The organism is Telmatocola sphagniphila (genome assembly GCF_018398935.1).
Lineage (GTDB): Bacteria > Planctomycetota > Planctomycetia > Gemmatales > Gemmataceae > Telmatocola > Telmatocola sphagniphila.
In genome coordinates this window covers 4,769,096-4,783,924 of sequence record NZ_CP074694.1, presented here as the reverse complement: position 1 = coordinate 4,783,924, position 14,829 = coordinate 4,769,096, and the positions used below count along the sequence as shown (strand labels likewise).

At 53.0% G+C, this 14,829-nt stretch carries 16 protein-coding genes; 12 read left to right on the top strand and 4 right to left on the bottom strand.

From position 1 onward, the window contains the following. Window positions 1–15 precede the first annotated feature (15 nt). A complete protein-coding gene (locus tag KIH39_RS19205; protein ID WP_213494845.1) occupies window positions 16–1,119 on the bottom strand; it encodes a DUF1559 domain-containing protein in 1,104 nt (367 codons plus the stop codon). Between the two features lie 304 nt (window positions 1,120–1,423). On the opposite strand from KIH39_RS19205, the gene KIH39_RS19200 reads away from it, so the two are divergent. From KIH39_RS19200 to KIH39_RS19160, 9 genes are all read left to right on the top strand, one after another. Then, window positions 1,424–2,377, top strand: coding sequence for a hypothetical protein (locus KIH39_RS19200; RefSeq protein ID WP_213494844.1), 954 nt, complete (start codon window positions 1,424–1,426; stop codon window positions 2,375–2,377). 333 nt (window positions 2,378–2,710) lie between these two features. Further along, window positions 2,711–3,034: a hypothetical protein gene (locus KIH39_RS19195; RefSeq protein WP_213494843.1), complete on the top strand. Its 324-nt coding sequence runs from the start codon at window positions 2,711–2,713 to the stop codon at window positions 3,032–3,034. Between the two features lie 186 nt (window positions 3,035–3,220). Beyond that, the gene (locus KIH39_RS19190; protein ID WP_213494842.1) at window positions 3,221–4,234 is read left to right on the top strand and encodes a glycosyltransferase family 87 protein; all 1,014 of its coding nucleotides are present in this window, start codon (window positions 3,221–3,223) and stop codon (window positions 4,232–4,234) included. Between the two features lie 47 nt (window positions 4,235–4,281). Then, the gene (locus KIH39_RS19185; protein WP_213494841.1) at window positions 4,282–4,545 is read left to right on the top strand and encodes a hypothetical protein; all 264 of its coding nucleotides are present in this window, start codon (window positions 4,282–4,284) and stop codon (window positions 4,543–4,545) included. A gap of 167 nt (window positions 4,546–4,712) precedes the next feature. Continuing rightward, window positions 4,713–6,359, top strand: coding sequence for a hypothetical protein (locus tag KIH39_RS19180; protein ID WP_213494840.1), 1,647 nt, complete (start codon window positions 4,713–4,715; stop codon window positions 6,357–6,359). A gap of 285 nt (window positions 6,360–6,644) precedes the next feature. Continuing rightward, complete coding sequence (locus tag KIH39_RS19175) at window positions 6,645–7,055, top strand: cyclic-phosphate processing receiver domain-containing protein (RefSeq protein ID WP_315852424.1); 411 nt, start codon at window positions 6,645–6,647, stop codon at window positions 7,053–7,055. A gap of 64 nt (window positions 7,056–7,119) precedes the next feature. Continuing rightward, window positions 7,120–7,560, top strand: a complete 441-nt coding sequence (locus KIH39_RS19170; RefSeq protein ID WP_213494838.1) for a WapI family immunity protein — start codon at window positions 7,120–7,122, stop codon at window positions 7,558–7,560. Window positions 7,561–7,885: 325 nt separating this feature from the next. Further along, entirely contained in the window at window positions 7,886–8,539 is a 654-nt protein-coding gene (locus KIH39_RS19165; RefSeq protein WP_213494837.1) for a hypothetical protein, read from the top strand. Window positions 8,540–8,630: 91 nt separating this feature from the next. Further along, window positions 8,631–9,431: a TatD family hydrolase gene (locus KIH39_RS19160; RefSeq protein ID WP_213494836.1), complete on the top strand. Its 801-nt coding sequence runs from the start codon at window positions 8,631–8,633 to the stop codon at window positions 9,429–9,431. Window positions 9,432–9,447: 16 nt separating this feature from the next. Here the strand turns inward: KIH39_RS19160 and KIH39_RS19155 are convergent, their stop codons facing one another. Continuing rightward, window positions 9,448–9,867, bottom strand: coding sequence for an aspartyl protease family protein (locus KIH39_RS19155; protein ID WP_213494835.1), 420 nt, complete (start codon window positions 9,865–9,867; stop codon window positions 9,448–9,450). Window positions 9,868–10,090: 223 nt separating this feature from the next. Between KIH39_RS19155 and tsaD the strand changes: the two genes are divergently transcribed. After that, complete coding sequence (tsaD, locus tag KIH39_RS19150; RefSeq protein WP_213494834.1) at window positions 10,091–11,107, top strand: tRNA (adenosine(37)-N6)-threonylcarbamoyltransferase complex transferase subunit TsaD; 1,017 nt, start codon at window positions 10,091–10,093, stop codon at window positions 11,105–11,107. Here tsaD and KIH39_RS19145 read toward each other — a convergent pair. Continuing rightward, a complete protein-coding gene (locus tag KIH39_RS19145) occupies window positions 11,093–11,893 on the bottom strand; it encodes a hypothetical protein (protein WP_213494833.1) in 801 nt (266 codons plus the stop codon). The genes tsaD and KIH39_RS19145 overlap by 15 nt on opposite strands. 19 nt (window positions 11,894–11,912) lie before the next feature. Continuing rightward, window positions 11,913–12,113, bottom strand: a complete 201-nt coding sequence (locus KIH39_RS19140; RefSeq protein WP_213494832.1) for a hypothetical protein — start codon at window positions 12,111–12,113, stop codon at window positions 11,913–11,915. Here KIH39_RS19140 and KIH39_RS19135 point away from each other — a divergent pair. Together KIH39_RS19135 and trhO are read left to right on the top strand one after the other, a co-directional pair. Continuing rightward, entirely contained in the window at window positions 12,097–12,540 is a 444-nt protein-coding gene (locus tag KIH39_RS19135) for a hypothetical protein (RefSeq protein ID WP_213494831.1), read from the top strand. The two genes, KIH39_RS19140 and KIH39_RS19135, sit on opposite strands and share 17 nt — an antisense overlap. Window positions 12,541–12,772: 232 nt before the next feature. Further along, window positions 12,773–14,560, top strand: coding sequence for an oxygen-dependent tRNA uridine(34) hydroxylase TrhO (trhO, locus tag KIH39_RS19130; protein ID WP_213494830.1), 1,788 nt, complete (start codon window positions 12,773–12,775; stop codon window positions 14,558–14,560). Window positions 14,561–14,829: the final 269 nt, after the last annotated feature.

The window sequence follows — 14,829 nt, the reverse complement described above, 5'->3', positions numbered from 1 at the left end:
ATCCGCTCCTATTGATTAGTAATTGCCCAGAGGTTGCCCATCGCGAGCATTTCCTAATCTTTGGAAAGTCAGAATATCGACGCTATTTTGGATGAACCGCACGGAACCATCGCCCAACAGCGCATTGACGCCGCCCGTGTGTAAACTCCGCGGAGGTACGATGCCGTTCGTCCAGTCGTGAGCCCCCCCGGGGCAGCAGCTGCCCCCAGCCGTGGGCCATTTCCAGTTCGGCGGAGCCGAAGTATTCAAGCAGGAGTGACCTGAGGCATACCATAGCGGCATGGTACCATTATTCGATTTCACACCTTGGGGACTGTTCATCGCCGCGGAACCAATAGCATCGAGTTCGGCTTGGGTGGGGAAATCGGGATTCACCACTGCGTTAAATAGACTATCTCCGGCATAGAAGAAGTCATAAGGATATTTACCCGGGCCGCCTGTTTCAGGAGCGTTTGAACCGGGGAGCAATTCGGAGGCCAGCAAGGTGTTCGAAAGGCCGTCGGTCACATCCGAGAAGGAACGCTGTTCGAGTTGAGTGACCATCCCGTTCGAGTTGCTGGTGCCTTGGGTGCCGTTACCGTCCCACATCACATAAATTCGGCTACCCACGCTCCAGCCATAGTTGGAACCGGGGCCATCCCAGCCGTTCTGGTTGGTGCCGCGCTTGGGAGCCGAGGTCGAGGAGGGGCAAATGAAACTGGACAACGAGACGTTCATCTGATTGTTGTAAACGTTGCCAAAAACGCCTGAGTCGCCGCAGCCATAACAGGAACGCCCGGGTTGAGGCACATTCGAAGGCAGCACGATCGAGCTAAACAGGTTGCCCTGTTCCAGGAACGGCAGGATGGCGTAACTGGCACTCAAGGATTCCCAGACGTTCCAGCCGACCTGTTGCTGATTCGCCGGCAATTTTCCGGTCGCGTCGTGGAAGTTGTGGATGGCCAGACCCATCTGCTTCAGATTGTTCGAGCACTTCATGCGAGCCGCGGCTTCACGAACCTTTTGCACGGCCGGCAACAGTAATCCGATCAGGATTGCGATGATGGCAATAACTACGAGTAGTTCGATCAGGGTGAACCCACGACGGGGCAACCCATTCCTACGGAAGGGAGTAAACATGTTTTCCTCGGGAGAGAACGAGAATAAATTTGGTGCCAAATATTCAAATGTGTATTTGACGAATCGGGCACTTGAGAGTAATTATTGCGCCGTTTTAATTTCTCGGTCAAGAGGAATTTATAAATTCACAATATAATTTTCACATTTTAAGCAGTGGGAGAGACTTCTTAATGAACTATGAGAGTTTGGGAGCCCATAAACCCTCCAAATCTCTCATCCCTTTTTCCTTTATGTTCGTGACTATCAAGGTTAGGAGCGATGTTGCATCGCTTCGCCTCTCCTTGTTCTGTTCGCTGGAGGATTTATGGGAACGCTGGTTCGTATGGGTTGTAGTCGGCTTTGGTTGCGAAGTTTTTGCCTGCTCGTTGCTCTCGGTGGGGTCGTGATGATTCCGATGGTGTCTCAGGCCCAGGACCGGCCCGGTAAAGAAGGCCGGCCCGATCGCGAGAAGAAAGAGGGCAAGGAAAAAGGGAAATTTAAGGAAGAGCCCGGCGACATCCGCAAGGACGAAGAGCATATTCGCCGATTGGAAGAGCAGCTTTTAGCAGCGAAATTGAAGTTGGAACGGGATAAAGAGTTAGTTTCCCGAAAGAATCTCGAAAAAATCGAACAGACTCGGAAACTGGTTCGCGATCTGGCCGATCAGGCTCGTGCCGCGGTCACCAAGTTTCTGGACGCTCGAAAGCAATTAGCCGAACTGGAAGGTCGGCCCGCACCGAAAACCCCTAATATTCTGAGTCTGCTCGGCGACAGTCACGAACCGCCTTTGGAACCGAAATCGGAGCGTCCGGCGTTTGGTGGCCCGGGTGGTCCGGGTGCCGGCCGTGGCCCAGGTGGTCCAGGAGGTAGTGGATTTGGAGGACGAGAGGCGTTTGGCCCGGGAGGTATGGGTGGCCCCGGTGGTCGAAGAGGCCCCGGCGGACCGGACGGGTTTGAGCCCAAGCGAGATTTTGAACCCAAAGGCGGTCCGGGTGGCCGAGGTTTCGGAGGATTCGGTCCGAGAGGTGCACCCGGAGCCGGACCGGACGGGGATCGTCGAAATCGCGGTCCTGAAACGGCCCCGATGCCGCGCACTTCCAGTTCATCCAGCACAACCGGTAACAGCGGTTCGAGTTCCTCGAGCACCAGCAGTTCTTCCGGTTCCTCAAGCACCAGTAGTTCCGTCTCAGCCAGCGAACTGAAGCAGATGAAGAAGGAATTGGCCGAGATGAAAGAGATGCTCCGCGAACTCTACAACGCTGTGAAGAATCGAAAGTAAGAATCCGGCGATTGTTCTTCGATCAATTTCCCTCTCAATAGGTACTGCGCCGGATTCTGCGGTGCAGTACTTCCGGCCCCGGTTAGGGGAGATTTCTCACAGCTTCTTCTCTTCAATGCGTCTTAAATATTGCTGGCCAGAAATTAATCTCCTCCCGGAATTGTCTTTTCCACCGACTTTTTTGAAGCATCGGTTTCTAAACTTAATGAATCAAAGGGAGCTATACCTTAACGTTGCGGAATCAGAGTGGATTCGATTTGAACCACTGGCCCCTCTTCTATTAACCTGAAGAGCTCATAAAATGTAATGGAATTCATTTTTATGAGAACGCCTATGTCTCAAGTCTACTGCGCTTATTGTTCCGCGTTGATCAGCGACCAGGATGACCGCTGTGGTACCTGCCGCCGCAAAAATCTTCGTCGGGAGACGGATCCGCGACTGGGCTTGGGATTTGTGACGATTATCGTCGCTACGATGATTACCGCGGTTTACGGGCGGTTGATCTACGTCATGTGGCCGCGCTGGGAGAAGATCTTTACTCGGGAGGGTCAACCGCCGCAGTATGCCGAGGAGGCCGCGATGTTGTTGGGTATTCTGGTCTTTTTCGCTTCGGCCTTTCTGACGATAATGGTGATACGCCCGCAGAAAGCACAATAGGCCACTTTGGCTATATCGATGTCCCGTCAAGTTGTCTTGAGAGTCCTACTAACCACCGCGTTGTTAGGGTTCATTTCCCTATTTCCCTTAAGGAATTCGGTTGGGCAAGCTGAAGATTACATCCAGGATTATTGCTCCGCCCAGGCTTGGCTGAAGGGGGAAGATCCGTACCAAGATTTACACGAAATGCGCCGAACCAGCGGGTTTGATGGTCCGGGCAATATCGTGGCCTACAACCCGCATCCGCCTCTGGCAGTGTTGCTCACTGTCCCGTTTTCCTATCTCTCCTTCTATTTGAGTTGGCGAGTCCAACAGGGTGTGCAGTTGTTCGTCCTGGCTATAGCCTGGAATTGGGCGGGCAAACTGTTCGGTTATCGCAGCTGGCGATTTTCCGCTTTAGGCGGTCTGACCGTTCTCTGGGCACCCATCTGGCAAGGTCTCGATTGGGGTCAACCGGTTGGCATAATTGCTTTTTTAGCAGTCATGCTCTGGGCTCTGGCGCGCGATTCCCGGCCGGTGCTGTGCGGCGTGGGCTTGTGTGCGGCCTGCTTAATCCGGCCCTTTTTTTTCCTGATCAGTGCTGTCGCGATCACGTGGTCACTTAAACGTTTTATGATCGCTGCCTTGGCCGCGCTGGCTACAACCTTCCTGATGTTCGCGTTGATCGGGGTCTGGCCCTGGACTTGGACGGAGAAGGCCGCGGAGGCGGGACAATTCTCGGCTCTGTGCGGGTCTATACCCGGAGTGCTGGGGTTAAATTCCAAAATCGGCATGGTCTTATTTTTTGCCATGTTAATTCCGGTTGCACTCGTTCGCAGCCGGGCGAACAATCCCGATCTGGGAGTAGCCATGGCTTTGACGCAGGCGATGCTTACTTACACGCACGCCTGGTTCCAATACGATGTTTCGTTGTTACCGGTGGTGATTTGGATTGTATCTCGCACGTCGATGGACTCCGAGCGATCCAACGGTAATCAGCGCCTGGCGCTTCGGCTCGCGTTCCTTTACATAGTTCTTCGAGCATTGCCTAGTATGGCCACGGGCTCCTCGATCGAGCTTTGGATTCAAGTCATCGGTCGATCGATGTTGCTGATCGCCGCTTGGCTGACTTCGGAGGATGAAGACCGGCACTCCAACCTCGAGCCCACTGAACCGCGCGACGGGCCTCGGCCACCGGAGTCGAGTTTGTCCGATGTTTAGGATCTTGGGCTCTGGGGAATAGATAATAGGCGTAGGATTCGGGGAGCATGACCTCAATATTGTTGAAAGGCGTTATCCGTAACGGGCGTGTGGAAGGGGAGCAACCGATCAACCTGCCGGAAGGCATTCGGCTGATTGTGACATCAGGAACAGAAGTATCTGAAAACGGCCCTCTGTCAGAAGACGAAATCGCCCGGGTGCAAGCGACCATGTTGAAGCCGGGTGCCGATGGCTATGCCATTGGTGCATTCGACGCATCGAGTTCTCAATCGGTAAAATGCCATATTTCACAAGAAAATCGGTGTTTTTGAAGGATAAATCTCTCGCCAATGGCAGTACCATTGGCAACCGCCTACTACTCTTGGATAAATGAGAACGGAGCTGATGAAGGGCCAATATTCCTGAAAATTGAGCTTGCAACATCCGCATCGCCTCGCGAGAATGGCGTATCTTTTCTGAATCGCCGAGGCTCATCAAAATGTTCTCAAAAATTAGGATCTCCCTTGCGCTCGCAATTTTAGTTTCAGCGGGTTGTTCCAAAACGGGTGCACCTCCCGCAATCGCGGATGCGACGGTTCAGAAACAAAAAACCATTGTCGAATTGATCAATTCGCCCGCACTTCAGAGGTTTCGAGAGAACGAAACCATCGACTGGACGGACGCGGTTCCGGGTCCGGATGAAGTCGAAAACGAAATGGCTGAGAAATATCCGCTGAAGAGAAATTTGAAGGCTCAAAATCAAAACGCTTTGATGATGAAGAAGTATTACGAAGAGACCTTGATTGAGACATATAAAAAAAGCGGGCATCGCGATCCGGCTTGGGATGATTTAACGATAAAGTCGATGCGTTCTCTAATACTTGCGATGGTTCGGCTCGAAGGGGCAAGAACCGATCATTTTCAAGACTCCTACTTGTTCGCGAAGGCCGCCTACGAAAAAGGTTGTCGTGATGCTATTATCTTTCATCTCCTGTCGCTTCTTCCTAAATTCATGGGTGAATATTTCCCCGAAAAAGCCTACCCTTTTGCTCAGGAGGCCGTCAAAAAAATGGCTACGGCCTCGTATCCGTTGAGCTGGCAATTCGGAGCGAAAATGCGATTGCTGAATATCGAATTGGATCTGGCCAAGTTGAAACCCAAATTCGAATACAACACCAAATTAATTGATGAACAGCGCGATTGTCTTCCTTTGTTGTGGCGGGAACCAAATCTGCCAATGAGTACGGGAATCCAATATACAAGGGAAGTCATACAGCTTTATACAGATGCTGGAAAGAAAACTCTGGATGCAACAGCGGATGTAGAGGCTGTTCTTAGCGATATCCCCAAGGCTACTACTGCGCTTGCATGTATAAAGGGTATTTTTCTTATCGAGATTGCCTGGAAATTCCGAGGGAGTAAACCTGCTTCGGAAACGACCGATAAACAGTTTGAAAAATTTCAAGAACACTTGAATGAAGCGGAATTGTGTCTTCGGAAAGCCTGGTCGCAGGATCAGAATCTTTCCCTGGCGGCAGCACTCATGATCCGTGTCTGTATGGGACAGGGATTGCCTCGAGAAGAAATGGAATTATGGTTTAAGAGGGTTCTGGATTCTGATAACTCCTCAGCTATCTATGAAGCCTGTTATTACAAGTTGGGTTATCTGAAGCCTCAATGGCATGGCTCTGAAGCAGAAGTTCGTGCATTTGCGCGTCAATGCATGCGTACTTGGGACGACGTACTTTTACTACCTTTACTAATGATCGAAGCACAAAATATGCTTGGCGGTCTAAAGGGGTATCCGCGAGGAATCGCTTTAAAGCGTTTGCAAGAGGAGGATCCAACGTATTGGGACGATTTAAAGCCTCTCTATGCCCACTACGCTAAACTGCGGCCCGACTATCGAGGCCCTCGAACGCTTTTGGCCTATCTAGCGGGTTTTGGTCTCGAAAAATATGATCTGTGCGTTCGCGAGCTGTTCCTCTTGGGGGATGGCTATAGTCGATACGAAATTGCGCAGCAGCCCGAAATCAAAGCAACTTGGGTGCGACATCCCGATTCCGTTGATCGATACGAGCCTGTTGCCGATGCTGCCCTACGCAATTTTCTCAACCAGCTCGAACGTATTGCACCGTCGAAATAATTCCTGTTCGACGGATCACCCCCTTGGCCAACGGCTAGCCCATTGGCTCGGGAACGAAGATCTGAAGACAGCCAGGCGGCTTAAAAAAATTCCATTTTTCCGGGATTTTTTGATTCGACGAGGCGTCGATGTCCAGGCCATTTGCGCTTGCAATCCATGGTAAGCTCCGTAGGAAAGACGGCCTATTTCTGGATTGATTCAAGCGTTCTGGAAGGTTGAAACTCGTGGCAATGGCGGAGACACTAGCAACTGGCTCTTCGGTAAAAGGAGATATTCGTGCTGCTAATGTTGGAGGATAATGCAGACAGGATCATCAGATTTAGTACTGTCCTAAAGGGACTGAACCCTCAATTACATCTGCACGTGTGGCGTGATGCGTGGTCAATGATACGTGAGGTGGAATCGTTGTTGCCCTTGGCGATTCTAATTTCTCTCGATCATGATCTAGAACCTCTTCGAGATAGCTTGGAAGATCCGGGAACAGGATGGGATGTAACCAAATATCTTGCGACGCTTCCTCCTATCTGCCCCATCCTTGTTCACACAAGTAACCTGGAGCGTTCGAGCTGGATGATGGGAGAATTTGAATTAGCAGGCTGGAAACACTACCGTGTTCCGGCGATCGGAGATGATTGGATTGAACAAGATTGGCGCAGGATAGTCCGCCGAGTACTCCAAAAAAATGCCCCCAAGTAACCATTTTTCCGAAGTCGGATTGTTATGTGCAGTCAGCTCGCTCAGGATCGAAGGTTTCAAAACTATGTGCACAATCCACATCGGCCGACCAGACTCCGAATTCCTGGCAATAGCGTTGTTCGACCGTTCACATCCCGCATGCCAGGATTACTGGGATGGAAACTGGATACGCTCTCAAGTCGAAGTGGTAGCAGGCGGCTTTCACGGTCGGGCTTATGGTGATCTTCGTGCCGACGAACTAGTCCGCTTTTACGACCGACTTTCCAATCTGGAAAAAATTCTGCGGGGAACTGCTGAGTTCGCGACCATGGAAGGTTGGTTGTCAATCCGCGTTGTGGGTGATGGTAAGGGTCACATGACATTCGAATGTGAATTACAAGACGAACCGGGTGTGGGCAACACTTTGAAGTTCCAGCTTCGTCTCGATCAAACCTTCCTGCCACTTCTCCTCTCTCAACTCCGCGAAGCAATCGCGCACTTTCCTGTGCTCGGCCAGGCTTCCTGATAAGATAGACTGTGCGGAAGCGATACCTTCGGAGCTTCGTCCGCCGAGCAGGAAATTTGATACCCAGAGTCGCAATCATGCACTACATCGACCCGCACGAATTATGTCACTAGAACGGGAACTAAACGTCCTTCCTGAAAAGGGGTTACGTCAGATCGTGGCGAAACTGGAACGGGGCGGATTGGCCATTTTTTCCACCCTTTCCACAGAACTCGTGACTAATTCGTGACTATTCGCGACAGGCCTCCGGTGTGCCAGCGTTCTCGTCTGCATCACTTGTTGTCGCTGTGCTTGCTGGTGCCCTCAACCTCGCCCGGGGGAAGTCATGCAGACTGTCCAAAATACCATTGAGCAGCTTTACCGGGCGTTCGCGAAAAACCCGAGGCCGCGACACATCGACGGCTGCCCCTGCTGCATCGATAAGAAGGAGATCCATGTCCTACTGGCGAAGAGCCTTCGGGCCATCACCCCGCAGGAACTGGCGTCATACGCCTCATCCGCGTTCCTGACCGTCGGGGAGGTTGCAGACTACCTATACTTCCTGCCGCGCATTTTAGAGATAACGGCGACTGACTCGTCGTGGTGGCCGAACCCCGAAGTAACGGGCCGAGCGATACGGAGCGCTGATCCCGATTCTTGGACCGACACTCAGCGTTCCGCGTTGAACCAGTACCTTGAAGCCGTGATCTGTTCGGTTATCGAATCCGGGGATTACCACCGGCTCGACGACTGGATGTGTGCGATCGCGCGGATGGGGTTCGACGTCATGCCGTATCTGAGGCAGATTGCGAAAAGCCCAGCGGCCGTACTTGCTTACTTCGAGGACAACGTCGGAAGCTTACCCCGAAACAAGCTATCGAACGCCTTTTGGGAACTACCGTGTCCAGCACACGACGCCATCGTGAACTGGTTCTTCTCGCCAGAGATCACGAAAATACCGTTTGACGCCTACGGTTGCGCGTTGACGCGGGCCGAGTGATGGCAACGATAGTGGAAACGAGGATCGATCTCGGGACAGAATTCGTGACGGCCAAACCGCAAGTCTATTATTAATAAGGAGATACGACACCATGCAATTCATCGACCCCCATATTCACATGATCTCGCGGACCACGGACGACTACCAGCGCATGGCCTACGCTCAGTGCTACGCCATCAGCGAACCGGCCTTCTGGGCCGGATTCGACCGCGGGACTGCCTCCGGTTTTCACGACTATTTCCGCTCCCTCACCGATACCGAACCCAAACGGGCCGCCCAGTTCCATATCAAGCACTACTGCTGGCTCTGCATCAACGCCAAGGAAGCGGAAAACGTCTCCCTGGCCCGGGATGTCATTGCCCTGATTCCCGAATTTCTGAAAAAGCCCAACGTCCTCGGCGTCGGCGAAATCGGCCTGAACAAAAACACCCCCAACGAAGCCATCGTGTTTCAGGAACATCTCGATCTGGCTGCGAAAACCAATGAACTGATTCTGATTCACACGCCGCACCTCGAAGATAAATATAAGGGGACGCGGATGATCATCGATATGCTGCAAAACGATAAGCGGATCACGCCGCAGCGCGTCTGCGTCGATCACGTCGAGGAACACACGGTAAAACTGGCCCTCGACGGCGGATTCTGGTGCGGCATGACTTTGTACCCCACGACCAAGTGCACGCCGGCCCGGGCCGTGGATATTCTCGAACGGTACGGTACGGATCGCATTATGGTCAACTCGGCGGGTGACTGGGGCAAATCGGATCCGCTGGCCGTGCCGGAATTGATTCAGGAAATGAAACGTCGGGGACACTCGGCGGAAGTGATCAAGAAAGTGGTGTTCGATAACCCGCTCGAATTCTGGCGGCAGTCGAACAACTGGAAGGAATAGTTAATTATTTAAAAAATCAGAGCACATCAATCATGTGCTCACCGCCGTGCTCCGGATTCCCCACCAATTTCTGTTCGCGCATGTCGATCACCCAATCGAGGAGTTCCAAAGGAATCTGGCCGACAATAACCGGCAGATTATCGTCGATCTCGCCGACATCGACATTGCAATCCCGGCCCTGAATTGTCAGACGCACGGTTCCATACATATCAATCTTGATCGGACCGCCAATTCCGCGACCCTGCCGGGCGCGAAACATTTTCAATCCGAGCGATTCGATGATATGCTTCGGCGCGAGTAAACCGGTGGCTCCTGTGTCTACCAACGCATTTTTGACTTCAATGGTCCGGACCTCGGCGGCTTTTCGAGTACCGTTGAGAACTTCGAACACATCGCTGATATTTTCCAGCTTGGCTTCGACCGTGATTTTGGCCATGATTAGCTCGGGAAATCGGCGAGTGAATATTAAAATTATATCGTTAGATTGCGATTTTCAGATCGGAATTCAGTCCGGACTTTTCGCAGTTCACCAGAAATAAGCCGTAAGGCGATCTCGGAATGCTCCCATCTTTCAAAACGCAAAATCCCAATAGAATGAGATCCTTTACAGCAATTTCGATACCCGACTCGGCGGTATCGATTCCGGATAATTGGCAACCATGCTCTTTCTTGCTCTCGAAACTTCCTGCGACGAAACCTCGGCGGCCGTGTTTCGCGATGACCTGACCATCCTTTCCAACGTGGTCGCTTCGCAGACCGACCTGCACGCTCACTTCGGCGGCGTGGTCCCCGAAATCGCCGCGCGGGCTCATCTTCGCAACATCCTGCCGATGATCGAGGAAGCCCTGAAGCAGGCGAATGTCACACTTTCGGATATCAATTGTATCGCCGTGCATAACACGCCCGGTTTAGTGGGGGCACTACTGATCGGAGTGACGGCGGCCAAGTCGCTTTCCCTCGCTCTGAACCTGCCGTTGATATCGGTCAATCACGTTTCCTCGCACATTTTTGCTTGCCGGGTCGCGGCCGCGCGAGATATTTTCCCGTGTGTCGGTTTAGTGGTTTCCGGCGGACACACTTCACTCTTTCACTGCAAGTCGGCTCTGGAATTCGAACTCATCGGCGGCACGCGCGACGATGCGGCCGGCGAAGCCTTCGATAAAGTCGCCGCGATTCTCGGACTGGGTTTCCCCGGAGGTCCGGCGCTCGAAAAAGAGGCCGCGTTGGGCAATCCGCAGGCGCATGCTTTTCCACGATCTTTCATTCACGACGATTCGCTCGACTTCAGCTTTAGCGGTCTGAAAACGGCCGTGCTCTATGCCCTGCATGGGGTGGGCAATGCTAAAGGGCCATTTCCCGGTCCGGGCGCACGGCGGGCCGATCTGGCGGCCAGCTTTCAGACAGCGGTCGTGGATGTGCTGGTTTCCAAATGCGATAAAGCGTTGCGGCAAACCGGCCTTAAACGTTTGGCCGTGGGCGGCGGAGTGACTGCCAATAAAACGTTGCGGGCCGGGCTGGAAAAAATGTGTGCGAAACGAGGCTACGAGTTATTCATTCCCCCGATGAACCTCTGCACCGACAACGCGGCGATGGCCTGCCTGGCGGTCGAAAAGTATAAGCTCGGACGCTTCGCGGATCTCGATCTGGATGCGGAACCGAACTCAATAGGTGTTTGAGGGATGCTGAAATGTTTCCTCGTCGGATTTTCGTTTCTTCCGAATTAAAAAGTTAGCCAAATATAACAGGAACATACCGCTGCCGATAAATAGGAGTCCGAATTCCCAGCCCTGCCCCTGATTTAAAACGGTAAACAGTCCGATCAAAAAATGGGGCACACCAATCAGGAGTAAAATAAATACCGTCCAGCGACGGGATTTCCGGGATTGAACCGCTGGCGCTGCAATGTGACTGACGGGCACTTTCAATTCGCGCGATAACCTTTCTGCCAGTACCCGACAATGTTCGCTGTTAGTGGAAACAAAACAGGGCCAGGGCAGCTCTTTGAAGCGATTTTCGACCAGTTCCAATTTCAGATTCGGTACGAGATGGGTTCCCGCTTCACCGCTTTGCTCCGACATCCAGAATCGAATCGCTCTGCACTCCCTGGCAGCGACCCAGAGTTTCGAACCGAAGTAGATCGACCCGTCAGAATCCAGGATCAAGGGCTTATGGGCATTTCGCGAACCCTGCAGAGATACCCAGAAGAGTGACACTCCGAAGAAACCGAACATACCTGCAGTCACGGCGAACAATACTATTCCCGTGAGCTGATAGGCGACCAGACAGCCCAGCGTCACAATGAGAAATCCGAGCGTGATATATTGGATGATCCGAAACATCTTTCGCGCGGCAGGTAACGGCAGAAATGTGATCTGCCCGTTATCTCGACTGATCTCATAGAGACTTTCGAGAAGCTGCGTATCCTGGGAAGATTCCGCTGGTGCATCCGAAGAGAGGCTCATGAGCTTGCTCTTGTTGAATTTACAAAGTTGGATTACTGTTCTTCTTACGGAACTCGCCCAATTCTTTTGAAGAGGAAATCCGCTTCAGCATGGATGCTTTGCGGAAGATCATCGTCATCGCAGGTGTTTTGGCCTGTCTGGCCGGAGTGGCGGAACGTGCTTCCGCCTCGGGGTGAACGCCGGGCGTCCCTTGTGGACCAGACGTGGGCGGTCCGCCCATTCTCCAACAAATACCTGGCTATCCTTACTCCCCCGGTTTACTGTCGCAGCATCCGACGGGACAAGCGCCGCTCGATGCGCGGGCACAGTCTACTTATGTCCCGCCCTTGCTGAAGGGGACCAAGGGCGCGCAGAATCCCGCGGCCCGGGCCAAGACCGCCGAGGAAAAACCGCGCCGGGAATTCCGCATCCCGACTCCCGAAGAGTTAGGGATCGGACTGAAGACGGAAGTGCTGGAGGAAGCTCCCGACTGGTCTTTGGTGCGCAAGCAACTCGCCCAACTCGGGGCAACCCGCTTTGCACTCGATCAGCAAGGCGATAAATACTCCTTCTCCTTCTTCACGGCCAAGGGGCGGGTGGAAGCGTTTGGTCGAACCGAAAAGGAAGCTGTGGACGCAGCGTTGAAAAAAGCCAGTGCCGCTCAGTAAGCGCTGGCTTTCGCCCAGCTCTTTTCTGAGTAGCGGTAGCAAATCAATCTCCATATCTGAATTTTAAATCGACAAATTCGGGAAACCGCAGAGCACGCCGAGAGCGCAGAGAAGAATGGATGTGCAACCAAAAAGCCCTTAAAGAGCTATCCATTCGCGTTCAATTTCTACGTATTTTTTCCACTTTTGCTACGCTGATTAGGAGTAACGAAGTAGATGGGAGACTTGGTCGGTGCCAGCAGTGATCAACATATCGGCTTATAAATTCGCTCCGCTGACGGATCTGAAAACTCTGCGCCAACAACTGATTGCCGATTGCCGGGCCTGGGGACTTAAAGGAACCATTCTTTTAAGCACCGAAGGAATCAATCTCTTTGTCGCCGGGCTGGCCGCCGATATCGACCGGCTGTTGGCCTCGCTCCGCTCCGTTCCCGGTCTGGAAATGCTGGAACCCAAAATCAGTGAAAGCGAAGATCAGCCGTTCACGCGGATGCTGGTGAAGATAAAGAAAGAGATTATCGCTTTTGGGGTTCCCGGCATCGATCCGGCCCGTCAGCCGGCGCCGCGAATTTCCGCGACGGAATTAAAACGCTGGCTGGATGAAGGACGGGCCGTGACGCTGTTGGATACCCGAAACGATTTCGAAGTGCATCTCGGAACATTCCGCAATGCGCTACCCATCGGTATTCAACATTTTCGCGATTTTCCCGCGGCCATCGATAAACTGCCGCGACCCTCGGCCGAGCAGCCGATGGTCACCTTCTGTACCGGTGGAATTCGCTGCGAAAAAGCGGCCCCCTTTCTTCTGCAACAGGGCTTTCAACACGTCTATCAACTTGACGGCGGCATCCTGAAATACTTCGAGGAGTGTGGCAGCGAACACTATGACGGGGAATGTTTTGTTTTCGATAAGCGTGTCGGTCTGGCGACCGATCTCGAAGAAACCGGCCGCGGCCTCTGCTTCGTCTGCCAGCGCGTACTCTCGGCCGAGGAGGTGGCCGACCCGCATTACGTCGAAGGGGTCTCCTGTCCTCATTGTTTCAGGACACCCCAAGAGCAACAGGAATTAACTCTCGCGGAACATCGGCTAAGGTTGAAACAAGTCACCGCGCCGTTGCCGGGAAGTGTACCCAAGGATAATTATCGGCCTCTGAAAATCCATGCCCGGCACGATGGCTGGCAGATCCTCGAATTTCTTTGCGATGTACTGGGCCATCTGCCGAGAGAAGAATGGCAATCGCGTTGTGCCGCAGGCAATGTGGTCGATGCCGAGCATCGACCGGTAGTGGAAACGCAGATCGTTCATCCCGGCGAACAGTACTACACCTGCGAGCGTTTGCAAATCGAACCGGAAGTGAATGGCGATATCGGCATTCTTTACGAAGATGCGGCATTGATCGTTTTGAATAAACCGGTTCCTTTGCCTATGCATCCCAGTGGCCGGTTCAATCGCAATACACTGCAATCGATTTTGCGGGAAGTCTACGCTCCGCAGAAGCCGCGGCCGGCGCATCGGCTGGATGCCAATACCTCCGGCGTGGCCGTGTTTACGCGGAAGGCGAGTTTTGCCCAGATTTTGCAGCCGCAGTTCGAACGAGGGGAAGTGCAGAAGGTTTATTTGGCGCGAGTGCAGGGAACGCCGATGGCCAAACATTTTGAATGCCGGGCCGCAATCGGAACCAGCACCGGACATTGCGGCGCGAGGATTATTGATGAGGAGAATGGTCTACCGGCCCATACCGAATTTGAACTGAGTCGATCTTTCGAAGATGGCACGACGCTTTTGAAGGTGACGCCGTATACGGGCCGGACCAATCAGATTCGGGTGCATCTCTGGTATTTGGGTCTGCCGATTGTGGGCGATCCGATGTATCGGCCGAATCGCGAATTGGGAGAAGTTCAGACGCTGGGTCGAGACGATCAGCCGTTGTGTTTACACGCGTGGAAATTGACTTTCACGCATCCCCAGGATCAGAAGCTGGTGACTTTTGAGGCCCCGCCGCCGGGGTGGGGGGAGTGATTTCCCTCCCCCGGGTAGACCGAAATCTACACCCGGGTAGACCGAAGCGGTCAACCCGGGTCTGTCCTCTGGAAGCCCTCCGGGCTTCCATGAATATTTTTAGAACCCCGGAGGGGTTCCAGAACTGAGCCCTGGGTTTCTTACCCGGGGCATTAGGATTCGAATGAAATTGGTTTATTTGTTCCCCCCCGGGTAGCCCGAAGCGGTCAACCCGGGTCTGTTGTCTGGAAGCCCGGATGGTTTCCAGATTTGAGCCTCGGGTTTTTTAC

What these genes read in the sequence shown, in the direction of transcription:
- KIH39_RS19185 (WP_213494841.1), top strand. Translation starts at nt 4,282, where the DNA reads ATGACCTCAATATTGTTGAAAGGCGTTATCCGTAACGGGCGTGTGGAA.
- KIH39_RS19145 (WP_213494833.1), bottom strand. Translation starts at nt 11,893, where the DNA reads ATGAGCCTCTCTTCGGATGCACCAGCGGAATCTTCCCAGGATACGCAG.
- KIH39_RS19180 (WP_213494840.1), top strand. Translation starts at nt 4,713, where the DNA reads ATGTTCTCAAAAATTAGGATCTCCCTTGCGCTCGCAATTTTAGTTTCA.
- KIH39_RS19195 (WP_213494843.1), top strand. Translation starts at nt 2,711, where the DNA reads ATGTCTCAAGTCTACTGCGCTTATTGTTCCGCGTTGATCAGCGACCAG.
- KIH39_RS19190 (WP_213494842.1), top strand. Translation starts at nt 3,221, where the DNA reads ATGCGCCGAACCAGCGGGTTTGATGGTCCGGGCAATATCGTGGCCTAC.
- KIH39_RS19160 (WP_213494836.1), top strand. Translation starts at nt 8,631, where the DNA reads ATGCAATTCATCGACCCCCATATTCACATGATCTCGCGGACCACGGAC.
- KIH39_RS19165 (WP_213494837.1), top strand. Translation starts at nt 7,886, where the DNA reads ATGCAGACTGTCCAAAATACCATTGAGCAGCTTTACCGGGCGTTCGCG.
- KIH39_RS19200 (WP_213494844.1), top strand. Translation starts at nt 1,424, where the DNA reads ATGGGAACGCTGGTTCGTATGGGTTGTAGTCGGCTTTGGTTGCGAAGT.
- KIH39_RS19155 (WP_213494835.1), bottom strand. Translation starts at nt 9,867, where the DNA reads ATGGCCAAAATCACGGTCGAAGCCAAGCTGGAAAATATCAGCGATGTG.
- KIH39_RS19170 (WP_213494838.1), top strand. Translation starts at nt 7,120, where the DNA reads ATGTGCACAATCCACATCGGCCGACCAGACTCCGAATTCCTGGCAATA.
- KIH39_RS19205 (WP_213494845.1), bottom strand. Translation starts at nt 1,119, where the DNA reads ATGTTTACTCCCTTCCGTAGGAATGGGTTGCCCCGTCGTGGGTTCACC.
- KIH39_RS19140 (WP_213494832.1), bottom strand. Translation starts at nt 12,113, where the DNA reads ATGGGCGGACCGCCCACGTCTGGTCCACAAGGGACGCCCGGCGTTCAC.
- KIH39_RS19175 (WP_315852424.1), top strand. Translation starts at nt 6,645, where the DNA reads ATGTTGGAGGATAATGCAGACAGGATCATCAGATTTAGTACTGTCCTA.
- tsaD (WP_213494834.1), top strand. Translation starts at nt 10,091, where the DNA reads ATGCTCTTTCTTGCTCTCGAAACTTCCTGCGACGAAACCTCGGCGGCC.